At 71.7% G+C, this 13,536-nt stretch carries 14 protein-coding genes; 7 read left to right on the forward strand and 7 right to left on the reverse strand.

What is annotated here, in order from left to right; translation table 11 throughout:
- Positions 1–26: 26 nt before the first annotated feature.
- Complete coding sequence (locus ACIQKA_RS15630; protein WP_383434640.1) at positions 27–902, reverse strand: hypothetical protein; 876 nt, start codon at positions 900–902, stop codon at positions 27–29.
- The gene (eccE, locus tag ACIQKA_RS15635; RefSeq protein WP_390107175.1) at positions 902–2,218 is read right to left on the reverse strand and encodes a type VII secretion protein EccE; all 1,317 of its coding nucleotides are present in this window, start codon (positions 2,216–2,218) and stop codon (positions 902–904) included. Before eccE ends, ACIQKA_RS15630 begins: the two co-directional genes overlap by 1 nt.
- Before the next feature lie 191 nt (positions 2,219–2,409).
- Between eccE and eccB the strand changes: the two genes are divergently transcribed.
- The 7 genes from eccB (at position 2,410) to ACIQKA_RS15670 (ending at position 9,177) form a co-directional block, all read left to right on the forward strand.
- Positions 2,410–3,954: a type VII secretion protein EccB gene (gene eccB / locus ACIQKA_RS15640; protein ID WP_402541246.1), complete on the forward strand. Its 1,545-nt coding sequence runs from the start codon at positions 2,410–2,412 to the stop codon at positions 3,952–3,954.
- A 12-nt stretch (positions 3,955–3,966) separates the two neighbouring features.
- The gene (gene mycP, locus ACIQKA_RS15645; protein ID WP_383152732.1) at positions 3,967–5,223 is read left to right on the forward strand and encodes a type VII secretion-associated serine protease mycosin; all 1,257 of its coding nucleotides are present in this window, start codon (positions 3,967–3,969) and stop codon (positions 5,221–5,223) included.
- 87 nt (positions 5,224–5,310) lie between these two features.
- Positions 5,311–5,769 (forward strand): hypothetical protein, encoded by a 459-nt coding sequence (locus tag ACIQKA_RS15650; protein ID WP_383446308.1) that lies wholly within the window; start codon positions 5,311–5,313, stop codon positions 5,767–5,769.
- A 23-nt stretch (positions 5,770–5,792) separates the two neighbouring features.
- The gene (locus ACIQKA_RS15655; protein WP_402541249.1) at positions 5,793–7,217 is read left to right on the forward strand and encodes a hypothetical protein; all 1,425 of its coding nucleotides are present in this window, start codon (positions 5,793–5,795) and stop codon (positions 7,215–7,217) included.
- Positions 7,218–7,230: 13 nt separating this feature from the next.
- Positions 7,231–8,490 (forward strand): S8 family serine peptidase, encoded by a 1,260-nt coding sequence (locus ACIQKA_RS15660; RefSeq protein ID WP_402541251.1) that lies wholly within the window; start codon positions 7,231–7,233, stop codon positions 8,488–8,490.
- A gap of 31 nt (positions 8,491–8,521) precedes the next feature.
- Entirely contained in the window at positions 8,522–8,854 is a 333-nt protein-coding gene (locus ACIQKA_RS15665; RefSeq protein ID WP_366372296.1) for a hypothetical protein, read from the forward strand.
- Between the two features lie 14 nt (positions 8,855–8,868).
- Positions 8,869–9,177 (forward strand): WXG100 family type VII secretion target, encoded by a 309-nt coding sequence (locus ACIQKA_RS15670; protein WP_366372297.1) that lies wholly within the window; start codon positions 8,869–8,871, stop codon positions 9,175–9,177.
- Positions 9,178–9,265: 88 nt separating this feature from the next.
- Here ACIQKA_RS15670 and ACIQKA_RS15675 read toward each other — a convergent pair whose 3' ends face one another.
- From ACIQKA_RS15675 to ACIQKA_RS15695, 5 genes are all read right to left on the reverse strand, one after another.
- Positions 9,266–9,499, reverse strand: a complete 234-nt coding sequence (locus tag ACIQKA_RS15675; RefSeq protein WP_383152728.1) for a DUF397 domain-containing protein — start codon at positions 9,497–9,499, stop codon at positions 9,266–9,268.
- Between the two features lie 97 nt (positions 9,500–9,596).
- Positions 9,597–10,253, reverse strand: a complete 657-nt coding sequence (locus ACIQKA_RS15680; RefSeq protein ID WP_402541254.1) for a hypothetical protein — start codon at positions 10,251–10,253, stop codon at positions 9,597–9,599.
- Positions 10,250–10,978 (reverse strand): hypothetical protein, encoded by a 729-nt coding sequence (locus ACIQKA_RS15685; protein ID WP_402541256.1) that lies wholly within the window; start codon positions 10,976–10,978, stop codon positions 10,250–10,252. The genes ACIQKA_RS15680 and ACIQKA_RS15685 overlap by 4 nt, the downstream gene beginning before the upstream one ends.
- A complete protein-coding gene (locus ACIQKA_RS15690) occupies positions 10,914–13,082 on the reverse strand; it encodes a hypothetical protein (RefSeq protein ID WP_402541258.1) in 2,169 nt (722 codons plus the stop codon). Before ACIQKA_RS15690 ends, ACIQKA_RS15685 begins: the two co-directional genes overlap by 65 nt.
- An 11-nt stretch (positions 13,083–13,093) precedes the next feature.
- Positions 13,094–13,522, reverse strand: a complete 429-nt coding sequence (locus ACIQKA_RS15695; RefSeq protein WP_383152724.1) for a hypothetical protein — start codon at positions 13,520–13,522, stop codon at positions 13,094–13,096.
- Positions 13,523–13,536: the final 14 nt, after the last annotated feature.

Raw genomic sequence — 13,536 nt, forward strand, 5'->3', positions numbered from 1 at the left:
GACGTACGGGGGCGAGTCGGCGCCGCTCAGTCCATGCGGCGCGCGCCGCCCAACAATCCGGTCTCGGCGTCCGTCGCCTGCGTCATCACGAACCGGCGGTCGTCCGGGGTGCACCAGAGGGTCACCCCGTCCGCGAGCGTGGACAGCGCCCCGTACTCCTGGGGCGGCAGGTTCATGATGCGGCCGATCCGGTCCGCCTCGTCCGGGGACACCCGCTGGACCCCGACCAGGGAGGACTTCTCCAGGAGGCGGGGCGCGACCGGGCTCAGATAGGGGAGCAGCGTCACCACCGACTGCCAGGGCGCCGAGACGACGCGGCCGCGCGGCGGCCGCATGCCGCAGTCGCGCACCACGACCACCGGACTGCCCGCCGACGCGCCCTGCGGCGGCACCCGGCCCACGTCGTGCAGCGCGATGCACGGCTGCCCGCCGCCCGCCGCCTGGGCCAGGGCCGTCCACGCCTGCGCGCGGCCGGTCTCGACCGCCACCCGGGCGCCCGTCGCGGCGGCCCGCAGCGCCAGGACCTGGGCGGTCCACAGACCGCCGATGAGGGTGACGTCGTACGGGACGGGCCGGTTGATGCCGAGCACGGCGGGGCGGCCCTCGGCGTCGACGCCGATCACCACGCCGTCGTCGCCCACCGGCAGGGCCAGCGCGTCGAGTTGCTCCACGGACACGGAGTGCCGGTCGCGGCGCGGCCCGACGAGACCGAAGCCGAACCGGGGCCGTCCGCTCCGCCCGGCGGGCCGGGGGAGGGGAGCGGCGGGAGCGGCCTGCCCGCCGTACGTACCGGAAGCGGGCTGTCCGCCGTACGTTCCGGAGGCCGACTGCGCGCCGAAGGCGCCGGGCCCTCCCGAAGCGCCCGCGGCCGGCCGGTCGCCCCGGGGCGTGGTGGTGGACATCAGCGCGCACCCCCCAGCGGAAGCGTCGCCAGGACGCCGGGCACCTGTTCCCGGTCCAGTCGCACGAGCCCCGTCCTCACCCCGCGCGCCGCGCGCTCCAACTCGTGCCGCGCGGTCACCAGTTCCTCGTCGCTGCGCCCGGTGATCCGCACGTGTCCGGTCACCGTCACCTCCTGCCGGTCCCCGCCGCTCAGCGTCAGGCTGAACGTCGTCGCGAGCGCGGGCAGCGAGGTCAGCAGGGCCACCAGCTGCGGCATCGACGCGCCCGCGCCGCCGTTCCGGCCGCCCAACTGGGGCCAGCGGCCCACCCAGTACGTCGTGTGCCGGCGGTCGTCCACCCGCCAGGTCCTGGCGGTCTCCTGCGTCCGCCGCTCCTGCGCCCGGCCCCGGCCCGCCTGCGCGATCGCCATCGGGCTCGCGCAGCTCGACGTGGCGAGCGCCGAGGTGAGCTCCTGCTCGGTCAGCACGCTCGCCCGGAACCCGGCGCCCGCGAGCCGGCTCGCCAGCTGGTCCGCCGCGCGCACCACGCACTTCTGCGCGCCCGTCATGCCGCCGCCGCGCGCGGCGACCGCCTCCGGGCACAGCTCGGGGTCGAGCTTGAGGGCGATCCAGGTGATCCGCACCGCGGGCGAACCCGTCTGCGCCTGGAGGGGCCCGTAGTTGCGCGCCGCCATCGACTGCGCGGGCAGGTGCGGCGCGGGCGCCGGCTGCGTGTGCTGCACGATCTGCGCCGACTCCAGCCGGACGCCGTCCACGCTCAGCACGTCCCGGACGATCCCGACCGGCAGCGGCCGTGCCGAGCGGTCCGGGCGCAGCGCCGTCCCGTCCGACTCGACCCGCAGGACCGCGGTCAGGAAGGTGCCGTCCCCGACCATGCCGACCGGGCGCCGGTCGCGGTCGCTGTAGGTGTGGGTCCGCAGCGCCGGGTCGCACTCCATGATCGGCGCGAACCCCGGCTCGGTGCCCTCGGGCACCGTGAACGACGAGGCCCGGCGCGTCCGGGCGCGCAGCGCGAGGAAGGTGCCGAGCCACTCGGGCAGCGAGCGCCGGTGCCGGCGCACCACGGCCAGCAGGACGAGCACGACGGCCACCACGCCCGCCGGGACGAGCAGCATCGGCTCCACGACCCAGGCGACGAGCAGCAGCGCCGCCGCCACCTCGACCAGTACGAGCTGTTGCAATCGGAACGAACCGAAATGACCGGGACGGGCCTGGAGCCTCGGCGCGACCGAGGAGCCGGACCCCGCGGGCGGGGCCGCGGACGGGGGTGCGGAGGCGGAGGCCGCGGCGGGCCGTCTCCGCGTCGCGGAAGCCATGATGGAGAATCCCCCTCAATTCGTCCCGATGACCCTGGCCCGCCAGGGCTTTGGCGGCCGGATCACCCTACCCGCCCCACGAACCCCACGGGACAGCAGGCATAGTAGGGGGCCGGTCCGACGGCCGGGGCCCGGGTGCCAGCGCCCCGGTCGCCCCGCGAGAAGATCGCGCCTGACGAGAATGGGGACTCATGGCATCGCGGCGGGACGAGCTCAACGCGTACACCTTTGCGAAGAAGCGCACGGTGGCGGCATTCCTCCAACCCTCTCCCTCCGGTACGGAGGAGGGGGCGCCGAGGCCGCTGCGCGCGGTCCTCCCCGGGGTGATCGTCGCCGCGCTGGTCGTCGCCGGGTTCGGCGCCTGGGGCATGTTCAAGCCGACCGCCCCCAAGGGCTGGGACGAGCCCGGCACCCGCGTGATCGTCGGCAAGCAGTCGACGACCCGGTACGTCGTCCTGGAGACCGGCAAGGGCAAGGCCAGGAAGACCCTGCTCCACCCCGTCCTCAACCTCGCCTCCGCCCGGCTCCTGCTCGCCCCCGACAAGTTCCAGGTCATCCAGGTCGAGGACAAGAAGCTCGACGAGGGCAGGCCGCCGCGCGGCCCGATCCTCGGCATCCCCTACGCCCCCGACCGGCTGCCCTCGGCGGACGACGCGGGGAAGGCCAAGCGCTGGGCCGTCTGCGAGCAGCCCGGCGGCGGCAGGGGCGCCGGCGTCCAGAAGGCGACCTTCCTCTTCGCCGAGCGCGACCTCAGGCGGACCGAGGGCGCCGAACGCCTCAAGGACGGACAGGTCCTGTACGTCAAGGGCCAGAAGGGGAACACCCAGTTCCTCGTCGACCACACCGGCACCAAGTACCCCGTGAAGGCCGACTCCACCGGCCTCCTCACCGCCCTCGTCGGCCTCGGCAAGGACCCGCAGCCCGTCACCGACGACTGGCTCGCCACCCTGAAGACCGGCGACGAGATCGACTTCCCGCACCTCGACGGGAAGGTCGGGGAGTCCGCGGGCATACCCGGCAACACCCTGACCGGCACCGAGAACCGCATCGGCATGGTCCTCCTCGCCCAGACCGGCTCCGGCCCCCAGCACTACGTCGTGCTCGCCGGGAAGGTCCAGCCCGTCACCCCCTTCACCGCCTGGCTCCTCATCAACTCCCCGGAGACCGGCGTCCTCGACATGGACGGCCGGGCGACCACCGTCGACGCCTCCTCCGTCGACCCGGACCCCACCCCCTTCCACGACGGCGTCCGCTGGCCCCGCCTGAAGTCCGCCCAGGTCAACGCCGTCTCCGGCTCCGGCGCCCGCGACACCGTCTGCAGCGTCCTCACCCACGTCGACGAGAAGGGCGGGACCACCCTCACCACCTGGGCCGGCCGCGACTACCCCGCCGACATCACCGCCGGGGGCACCAGCACGTACGTCACGCCCGGCACCGGCCTCCTCTACACCCAGATCCAGGGCCGGCAGAAGGCGCCCGACGGCTCCCTCTTCCTCGTCACCGACACCGGCCTGCGGTACGCCGTCCAGGCCAACGGCGACTCCGACTCCGGCCGCTCCGAGATCGGCGCGGGGGAGCAGAAGCAGAGCGACGGGCGCCCGGAACCCAGCGACGCGCAGAAGCGTCTCGGCTACGAGAAGGTCACCCCGGTCCTCGTGCCGATGGAGTGGTCCGAGTTCCTCTCGAAGGGCCCGCGCCTCGACACCAACAGCGCGCGCCAGCCGCAGGGTTCCTAGGGGGTGGCACCGGTGACGACCACGCACCGCACGGCGGCCCTGCTCACCGCCGGCACCCTCGCCCTCCTCCTGTCGGCCCCCGCGGCCGCCGCCGCGCCCCCGCAGGACGGACCCGCCCTCGACGGCGGCGGCGAGTGCACCTTCCCCATGAAGAAGCAGATCGAGGGCACCCCCTGGCCGCTCCAGCGGGTCCTCCTCGACGAACTGTGGCAGGACACCAAGGGCAAGGGCGTCCGGGTCGCCGTCATCGACACCGGGGTCGACGACGTCAACCCGCAGCTCCGCACCGCCGTCGACGCCAAGGCGGGCAAGGACTACCTCAAGCCCGACAAGAAGAATCCGGGCGCCGGCGACGAGAAGCGCGGCAAGACGGACGGCACCGTCGACGAGGTCGGCCACGGCACCAAGGTCGCCGGCATCATCGCCGCCCGCCCCCGCAAGGGCACCGGCTTCGTCGGGCTCGCCCCCGAGGCGACGATCATCCCGATCCGGCAGAACGACGAGAAGAACAGCGGCAAGACCGACACGATGGCCCAGGCCATCGACTGGGCCGTCGCGAAGAACGCCCACGTCATCAACATCTCGCAGGACACCACCCAGGCCCTCTCGCCGGAGTCCACCCTGGCCGGGGCCGTCGCGAACGCGATATCCAAGGGCGTCGTCGTCGTCGCCTCGGCGGGCAACGACGGCATGGACGGCGCCCTCAAGAACACCTATCCGGCCGCCTTCCCCGGCGTCCTCGCCGTCGCCTCCTCGGACCGCAACAACGAGCGCGCCGCCTTCTCCCAGTCCGGGACCTTCGTGGGCGTCGCCGCCCCCGGCGTCGACATCGTCTCCACCGTCCCCGGCGGCGGCCAGTGCGTCGACAACGGCACCAGCTTCTCCGCCCCGTACGTCGCCGGCGTCGCCGCCCTCCTCCGTGCCAAGTACCCGAAGTGGACCCCGGCCCAGATCGTCGCCCGCATCGAGCAGACCGCCGTCCGCTCGGTCAACGGGCACGACAACCACGTCGGTTGGGGCGTGGTGGACCCCGTGCGCGCCCTCGCCGACCTCCCCGGGACGCCGCCGTCCTCGCCCACGCCCGACCCGGGCCCGCCCAAGCCGCCGGCCCCCGAGCCGGCCCGCCTGGCGCTGTCGGAGACGCCCCAGGAACGCTCCGAACGGCTCGCCACCTACGCGCTGGGGATCGGCGGCGTCCTGGTGGCCGTGGTGGCCGGAACCGCCACCGTCATCCGTGACAGCCGCCGCCGCAGGGGGGTACACCCGTGACGGGTCCTTCGAACGGGACTTTGCAGTTGGAACTGTCGTACCAAGTAGCTAGAGTGGCCGTTGTTCTTGCGGGACGGGGGAGTTGACGTGGCTGGGCCGGACGGGAACGGCAAGAAGGACCTGGAAGTCGGAGAGGTGACGCTCCAGACATTCCAGACGCGCATGCAGAAACTGCTCGACGAGCTGAAGGGCTCGCCCGCCGAGCACAAGAAGATCGGCGAGCAGAAGATCACACCGGACGCGTACGGCACGGGCTTCGCCGCCGCGACCGAGCTGCACGGGGCGTACGACAAGGTGCGCACGCGACTCGAAGAGCTGACGAGGATCTTCGGCGAGACGATCGAGGCGATGGGCATCAACGCCCAGATCGCCGACAAGGGCTACTCGGGCGTGGACGAGGAGGAGCGGCGCCGTTTCGCCGCGATCCAGAAGCACGTCGGGGACGACCACAAGAAGAACTACGGCACCGAGGGCCGGGGCGCGCCCAAGCCCGAGCAGCCGACCACACCGACGCACGGGACCGCCGACACCGGCGGATTCAGCTGACGCTGACGGGGGAGGAACACACGATGTCAGGAGAGTTCGAGGGGAAGTCCCTGGACGCCCTGTACGCGATGATCGCGTCGGCCAAGCCCGAGGAGCTGACGAGCAGCGGCAGCGCCCTCTCGGCGGCGGTGCCGAAGATCCTCGACATCGCCATGGACCTGCGGCACTACATCAGCCGCGTGGAGTGGCAGGGCGAGGGCGGCGACGCGTTCCGCAAGTGGGGCGCGGGCATGGTCTCCGAGACCCTGGTCCTCGGCGACTTCACCCAGGTCGTCTCCGACGAGATGAAGCGCGCGGGCCAGGCCCTCGCCGAGGCGAAGGCGGCCGTGCCGAAGCCGGCGGGCATGTGCTTCGCGGACCCGGAGAAGGAGAAGGCCCGCATCGAGGCCGAGAAGGGCCCGAAGCTCCAGGAGGCGATCCAGCAGCTCCAGCGCCTGTCGTCGTACTACGACGCGACGCGGGACCGGCTGGCGGCGGAGCGGCAGCCGGAGTTCAAGCCGATGAACGGCTCCCTCGACCTCGGGGAGAAGGCGTACGGTCCCGGAGGCGGAACCGGATCCTCGGGTATGGGTACGGGTACGGGTACGGGCTCCGCCCCGGTCGGCCACGCGTCGTCCCTGCGGCCCGCCGAGCCGGGCACCGGCGGCACCGACCGGATCACGCCGCTGTCCCCGCCGTCCTCGCCGACGACACCCACCTCGCCGACGGCACCGCCGACCACGCCGACCCTGCCCACTCCGCCGGTCGCGCCGCCGGACAGGGCGGTGGACACCAACCTCGACTCGGTGACCGTCGCGCCGGAGGCGCCGACCCGGCCCACGGCGCAGCCCCCGGTCGTGCAGCCCCCGACGACGAGCGGACCGGGGCCCGTGCTCCCGCCTCTCGCTCCGCCCCTCGTCCCGCAGACCGGGCCCCAGGGCGGCCAGCAGTTCGGGCGCCCGGTCGTCCCGGGCCCGACCGCGACGGGTCCGGTCGGCCGTGCCCCCGGCCTCACGGGTCCCAGCCCGCTGGGCCCCGGTCCCCGGACCGAGGGCATCACCGGCGGCCGACAGGTCCCCGGCCGCCCCCTGGCCGGCCAGCAGACGGGGCGGATGCCCATGGGCACGGTCATCGGCGAGGAGCGCGCGGCCTCCCAGCTCGGCCGCGGTGCCGCCGGCATGCACGGCCCCGGCGCGGGGATGCACGGTGGCACCCCCGTCGGCGCGCCCGGCGCGGCGGGCCGACGGCTGGCGACCCAGCCGGGCGGAACCGTGGGGTCCGCCGCCGCGTCCACCACGGGTGGGCGGGCCTTCACCCCCGGCGGCACGGGACTCGTCCGTCCCCCGGCCTCGACCGGCCAGGGCCAGGAGGAGCGTCGCGAGACGCGCAACCGTCCCGACTACTTGTCCGAGGACGAGGAGACGTGGACCTCGGGACAGCGCCGGATCGTCCCGCCCGTCATCGACTAGGAGCACTTCCCTGATGTCCCTTCCCACCCGGGCCGTTCGCAGCCGAGCGGTCGGCCTGCTCGGTGCCCTGACCGCCGTCGTCGCGACGTGGACCGTCGCGGCGCCGGCGGCGCAGGCGGACGACATGCGGTCGCGCCAGTGGTACCTGGACGCGATGAAGGCGGACGAGCTGTGGAAGGTGGCCACGGGCAGGGGTGTCACGGTCGCCGTACTCGACAACGGCGTCGACTCGTCCATGGCCGAGCTGCGCGGCAAGGTGCTTCCGGGGCGCGACTTCTACGACGACAAAGGGAAGAACGGCCTGACGAACGGTGAGGACACGAGCCCTCACGGCACGAATATGGCCCTCGCCATCGCGGGCACCGGAGCGAACGGCGGCGTCAAGGGAATCGCCCCGGATGCCAAGATCCTCTCCCTGAAGGTCGCCGATGCTGTCGGGTCATACGACCTGGCGGGCTATGCGAGCCGGGCAATTCGGTACGCGGCCGACAACGGTGCCCGGGTGATCAATATTTCGATGGGCGGTGTCGAGTTCGAAGAGGGCATCCCCAAGTGGCAGGCGGCAGTGGATTACGCCCTGTCGAAGAACGTCCTGATCTTCGCGGCGTCCGGTAACGACGGGGAGGACGGGCTGTCCTATCCGGCGGCGACTCCTGGTGTCGTCGCCGTCGGAGCCCTCGACACCAAGGGAAAGATCGCCAAGTTCTCCAACTACGGCCCCCACCTCGCTCTCGCCGCTCCCGGCGTCGACGCGCCGGGCCGCTGCTCCAAGAACAAGTCCGAGTACTGCGCCTTCGAGGGCACCAGTCACGCCTCCGCCATCGCCTCCGGCGCCGCCGCCCTCATCTGGTCCGCCCATCCCGACTGGACCGCCAACCAGGTCCTCCGGGTCATGCTGGAGACCGCCGGGCACAACGGGCCCGTGCCGAGCAAGTACATCGGCTACGGTTCCGTGCGCCCCGCCCAGGTGCTCCTGGAGGGCAAGGGGAACCCCGGCGACCCGGACGTCAATCCGCTGCTCGCCGCGCGGGCGAGCAAGCCGCCCGCCCCATCCGCATCGCAGACTTCCCCCTCTCCTGACAACAACACGGGGGCAAGCGGCACGAGTCCGACCACGGACCCCGGGACACCCGCGAAGACCGGGTCGGCCACCGGGTCCGAGGAGAGCGGCCTCCCGCTCTGGGCCGTCGCCGCGAGCGCCGTCGCCGTCGTCGCCGTCCTGGGCGCCGTCGTGACGGTGGTAGTGCGCAGGAGAGCGTCGACAGACGCATGAGCAAGGTCATCTCACCAACCGAGGAGCACGAATGAGCACTCCCGCCGGCGGGTTCGGACTCGCAGACGACCCGGTCGTCAAGGCCAAGAACAAGATCACGGAGACCGGCGAGGCGGTCTCCAAGCAGGCGCGTGAGCTCGCCAACATCCTGGAGACGTGCAGCGCCGGCTGGACCGGTGTCGGCGCGGTGGGCTTCAAGCAGGCCCAGACGCTCCTCAACGAGGACCACGACACCATCCGCCGTCTGCTGAACGTGCTGCTCAACGCCGTCGGCGAGACGAAGAACCTCAGCAACGCGAACGACGACGAGGTCCGTGCCGCGTTCGCCGCCGCCAACAACAGCTCCGCGCTCAACAACCTCTAAGAAAAGGGGACGAAATGTCTGTCGACAGCGCCGGCACCCGGGTACGGTACGAGAGCGTCCAGGAGATGGCGAACCGCATCCGCGCGGTCTCGCAGAACATCATCAAGGACATCCAGGAGATGGACACCGCGCTCAAGGTCGTCACCGACACGTGGGACGGTGACGCGCACCGCGAGTACGAGATCCTCCAGGGCAAGTACAAGAAGCGCGCCGATGACATGAAGGAGCGGCTGGAGAAGGTCGCCAAGATCGTCGAGCAGGGCAAGGACAGCTACCGCGCCACCGACGTGAAGGCCTCCCGCCTCTTCACCGAGTCGTACTGACCCGCGTTCGCGCCGCCGTCCCCCCGGGGACGCGCGAAGGGGCCCGCTCCCTCGGGGGGAGCGGGCCCCTTCCGCGTTCCCGCGCGCCCTACCGCAGGTCGAACTCCCCGTCCTTGGCGCCCAGGACGAAGGCGTCCCACTCGGCCTTGGTGTACCGCAGCACGGTGTCGTGGTCGAGGGAGGAACGCATCGCGACGGCGCCGTCCGGCAGGTGGGCGATCTCCACGCGCTCCTCGTCGGGGCTCGTGCCGGGAGCGCCCTGCCACTCGACACCGCTGATGTCGAGCGCGTACAGCTCGTCCTTCTCCTGCTGGGTGCCCATCTGGCTCTGCTCCTTCGTGCGGTGGGAAAGGTGGAACGGTGCAGCGGGTCCCATCATGGACGCCCGGCGGACGTGCTGTCAGACGGAACCGGGGGATTCACTTCGCCTGCGAGGCGAAGGCCCGCGCGAGCGCGAGGACCTGCCCGCGCTCCAGCGAGGTCTTCCCGGAGTCGCCGACGGTCAGGACCAGGGCGACGTCCCCCTTGCCGCCGGAGTCGAGCCGGACCGTCACCACGTTCCCGCCCACGCTCTGCACGGCCTCCCCGGGTTTCGCCTCGGCCCCCTTGACGGTGTACGCCTTGAGCGCGGGGAAGTCCATGCCGCCGGCCGCCTGGATGACGGGCGCCTGGAGGTACACGGCGCTCCCCTCGCTCGCAGCGCCGGTGCGGACCTTCAGGTCCTCCCCGCCCAGGTGGTACGAGCAGGTGACCAGCGCCCCCGGCTTGCCCGCCCAGGGCGACTGCGCGTCCGTCGTCCGCCCGCCCTCGGCGATCGCGGCGGGCTCGTCCGCCCCGGCACCGGCCGCTCCCGGCCGCAGCTCGCCGTCCAGCTTCGCGGCCTTCGCCGCCGCGCCGGCGTCGTAGGGCAGCGGGCACGTGTCGGCCCCCTCCCCGCCGGACTTCTCGGCGACCTCGACCACCCGGTCCACGCTCAGGGCCCCGCCGGCCTCCGACCCGCCGCTCCCGCAGCCGGCCAGGACGAGCAGGAGGGCGGCGCCCGTCGTGCTCCGGACGATGTGCTTCACGTGGATCATCGGGAGGCGCTTCCGTCGAGGGGCTTCACGACGGGGTCCTTCTCCAATGGCTTGTTCTCACAGCCGAGGAGTTCCGTGGCCCGACGCGTCATCAGGTAGGCGAACGACATCTGCTGGTCCTGGGTGCCGTGGTCCTCGACGGCGCCCAGGTTCGTGGTGAACGAGACGCCCGCGTGGAGGAGGACCTTCTTCGACGGCTCCTTCAGCTCGCCGGGGAGTTCGCACCGCACGTAGAGATCGGTGGTGACGTCGCCGGACCTTCCCGTCGCCCCGTTCAGGCTGTAGCGGCGGGTGCCGGCCGCGTCCGTTCCCCTCCGCGCGTCGGAAGGGGGGACCCACGCGTACTCGACGGTCGTCCGGCCGTCGCCGCTCCGTCCGTCCGGAAAGAAGAAGCACTGCCTGACGGTGGGCGCCTTGCCCTCCTTCCCGTACTCGCGCAGACGGTCCTGCGCCTTCTCGACGAACCGGGGGTCCGGGTAGCCGCTCCGGGTCGTGAAGGAGTCCGTCCGCATCACCCGGGACAGCAGCTTCGCCTCGGGGGAACCGGCGGAGACCGCACAGGCGTAGTCGTCAGGACGCTCCGCCCGCGGCTGCGCGTCGGCACTGCACGCCGTCGCCGCCAGTGCCGTCGCCGCGAGCAGTGCGAACCCCGCCCGGCGCTTACTGGCCGTGCTGGAGGTGCGCCTTGGCGGCGTTCCGCCCGGTGTCGTAGGCCTCGTCGGCACTGTTCTTGGCCTCCTTCCAGGCGCCGTCTCCCGTGATGCCATTCTTCTCTCCCCAAGCGTCGAACAAGCGGTTGGTGCCCTCCATGCCGCTCGCGTAATTGTTGCTCGCGTCCTGCTTGCCCTGTGCCTCGGCCTCTTCGGTGACGTCCTTGACCCAGTCGTACTTGATCGTGTCGATCAGGGCGCCGCCCGCGGTTCCGGCGATCGGGATCTCACCGATCAGCCCGTTCGCGCCGATCGCCGCGTACTCGGCCGTGTCCTCGGCCCACTCGACCTTGTCGTCGCCCTTGTCCTTGTAGACGTCCGCGCCGATGCCGTTGAGCGCGCCCATCGCCACGCCGATGTCCCGGCCCCGGTCGTTCCAGTCCGCGCTCGAACCGTGCGTCTTGTCGCCGTTGTACGCGGGGGCGCCGGCGAGCTCGGAGGCCCCGTAGTTGCGTTCCGCCTCGTAGAGGAGGGAGTATGCCGCGCCGTCGTCGGCGATGCCGCGCATGACACGGACGAGACTGCCCTGGCCCACCGCGATGTGCGCGTTGTCGCCCGAGCCGGTGATGTCGTCGTTGCCCTTGATCCCGCCGTAGGCGGCCTCCTGGCCGCCCAGCGTCACGTGCGTGTCGGCCACGTAGTCGACGAGGGCGCGCGCCATCGGCTGCTGGATGTTCTTCAGCTCGTCGGGGAACTTGTCGCCGTCCATCTCCTGGTCCAGGATCCTGATGGCGTTCTGCATGACCCGCGCCTGCCCCTCGCTGTGCGGCCCGACCGGGCCGAGCTTCTCGCCCGGCTCGTGCCCCGTCGCCGCCGCCTGGATGGCGTCGCCGAGGCCCGTCGCCTTGAAGGGGTCGTCCATCTTCGTGGGCGCCGCGTAGAGGTTGTTCATCATCGGATCCGGCCACTCCCGGTCCGTGAGGAGGAACTTCAGGTGCTCGTTCTCGTTCCCGGGGGCCTTGGGATCGAGGAAGTACTCCGCGTCCTTGGGGTCCTTGCTCATGATGCCGAGCAGGCCGTCCAGCGGGTCGTGGGCGAGGTTCGGCCGCTGGCCGTCGAAGAAGTGCTGCCAGACGTGCGGCTTCTCCTTCTCGATCCTGATCATGTCGTTGCCGAGCTCGTTCAGGAACTCCTTGCCGTACGCCTTGTGGTCCCCCTGCTTCATCAGCGTGACGAGCACCTGGTAGCCGTTGGTCACGTTGCCGTAGCGCCCGAAGTTCTCCGTGCCGAGTCCCTTGAGCCCGTCCACGAACGGCCGGTACGCGTAGCCGTTCGGGTCCTTCGTGCCGGAGGCGATCGTGTCCGCGAGGCCGGTGTTGATCGAGTTGTAGAGCTTCTTCTCGGCGTCCGAGATGCCCCGCTCGTTCGACGCCAGGTTCATCCGGTCCGCGATCTTCAGGGCGTCCTTCGCGCCGAGGCCGTCGAGGTAGGCCTCGCTGAAGTGCTTGTCCTTCGAGTTCTGTTCGAGGATGTCGCGGTAGTGCTCCAGCTCCGCCTTCGACGCCTTGCCCTCGCGCACCTTCTCCGACAGCGCCAGCGCCTCGACGGCCTCGACGTCGCCGACCGGCTTCGCGTTGAACCCCAGGGGCGCGGTGCCGTCCGCCCCGGAGGCGTTGAGCAGGGCGGTCTTGACGTCCGCGTCGAACTCCGTGACCGCCTTGACCGCGTCGTTGATCTTGCTCGTGTACGACATCTCCACGTTCCGCAGGTCCGGATCGTGGCGGATGGCGTTGGCCTCCTGCGGGCTGACCTTGCTGAAGTCGTAGCTGGCGTTGCCGTACTCGGAGACCTTCATGCCGGCGGCCACCGCCTCGTCCACCGCCGCCTTCACCCGGCCCTTGAGCTCGGTGAACGTGCTGTGCGCGTCCCGGAGGAGCGACTCCATCGCGCGCGCCTCCTTCTGCGCCGCGCCGAGCTCCTTGCGGGTGACGACGAAGTTGGTCGCGCCGACCTGCTGGGCCTGGCCGGTCCACAGCGGCCCGCCCGAGGCGACGCTCTGGACCTCCTTCTCGTACAGGTCCTCGACCTTCTTGAACTTCTCCGCCATGCTCTTCCAGCCGTCGGCGGCGGTGCTCAGCTTGCCGAGATCGGTCTCCATGATCTCCTGGTACGTCGGCATTGCGTTTCCCCCTAGAGTCCCGAGACCTTGGACTGTGCCGGGGCGAAGCTGTACCCCGTCACGATGTCGTTGTTGCTGAACAGCGTCGACGCGCCCCGCAGCGCGCCCTTCTCCGAGTCCAGCCGCGCCATCAGGCGCTTCACCTGGCCGTCCCAGTGGTCGTGGGCCTTCTTCAGGCCGGTCGCCGTGTCCCAGCCCTTGAACTCGGCCACGGCGCCGTTGGTGCCCTCGTCACCGGCGTCCGCGGCCGCCTTCACGTCCGGCTGGATGTGGTTCTCGATGCTGTTGGCGGCCGCCTTCTTCTTGGCGGGCGTCGTCGCCAGGTCCGGCTGCCCCCCGCCTCCGCCGGGGTCGGCGGGCACCTGGTTCAGCCGCGTGCCCGCCGACTGGTGTTCCATGGCGACGGTCTTGTGCTGGGTCCACTCGTCGTCGAACGACACGGTTTCCTCCTTGG

It is taken from the genome of Streptomyces sp. NPDC092045 (assembly GCF_044756005.1).
Taxonomy (GTDB): Bacteria; Actinomycetota; Actinomycetes; order Streptomycetales; family Streptomycetaceae; genus Streptomyces.

Excerpts from the sequence above, each read along its gene's own strand:
- ACIQKA_RS15630 (WP_383434640.1), bottom strand. The coding sequence starts at position 902 with ATGTCCACCACCACGCCCCGGGGCGACCGGCCGGCCGCGGGCGCTTCG.
- eccE (WP_390107175.1), bottom strand. The coding sequence starts at position 2,218 with ATGGCTTCCGCGACGCGGAGACGGCCCGCCGCGGCCTCCGCCTCCGCA.
- eccB (WP_402541246.1), top strand. The coding sequence starts at position 2,410 with ATGGCATCGCGGCGGGACGAGCTCAACGCGTACACCTTTGCGAAGAAG.
- ACIQKA_RS15655 (WP_402541249.1), top strand. The coding sequence starts at position 5,793 with ATGTCAGGAGAGTTCGAGGGGAAGTCCCTGGACGCCCTGTACGCGATG.
- ACIQKA_RS15660 (WP_402541251.1), top strand. The coding sequence starts at position 7,231 with ATGTCCCTTCCCACCCGGGCCGTTCGCAGCCGAGCGGTCGGCCTGCTC.
- ACIQKA_RS15665 (WP_366372296.1), top strand. The coding sequence starts at position 8,522 with ATGAGCACTCCCGCCGGCGGGTTCGGACTCGCAGACGACCCGGTCGTC.
- ACIQKA_RS15670 (WP_366372297.1), top strand. The coding sequence starts at position 8,869 with ATGTCTGTCGACAGCGCCGGCACCCGGGTACGGTACGAGAGCGTCCAG.
- ACIQKA_RS15675 (WP_383152728.1), bottom strand. The coding sequence starts at position 9,499 with ATGGGCACCCAGCAGGAGAAGGACGAGCTGTACGCGCTCGACATCAGC.
- ACIQKA_RS15680 (WP_402541254.1), bottom strand. The coding sequence starts at position 10,253 with ATGATCCACGTGAAGCACATCGTCCGGAGCACGACGGGCGCCGCCCTC.
- ACIQKA_RS15690 (WP_402541258.1), bottom strand. The coding sequence starts at position 13,082 with ATGCCGACGTACCAGGAGATCATGGAGACCGATCTCGGCAAGCTGAGC.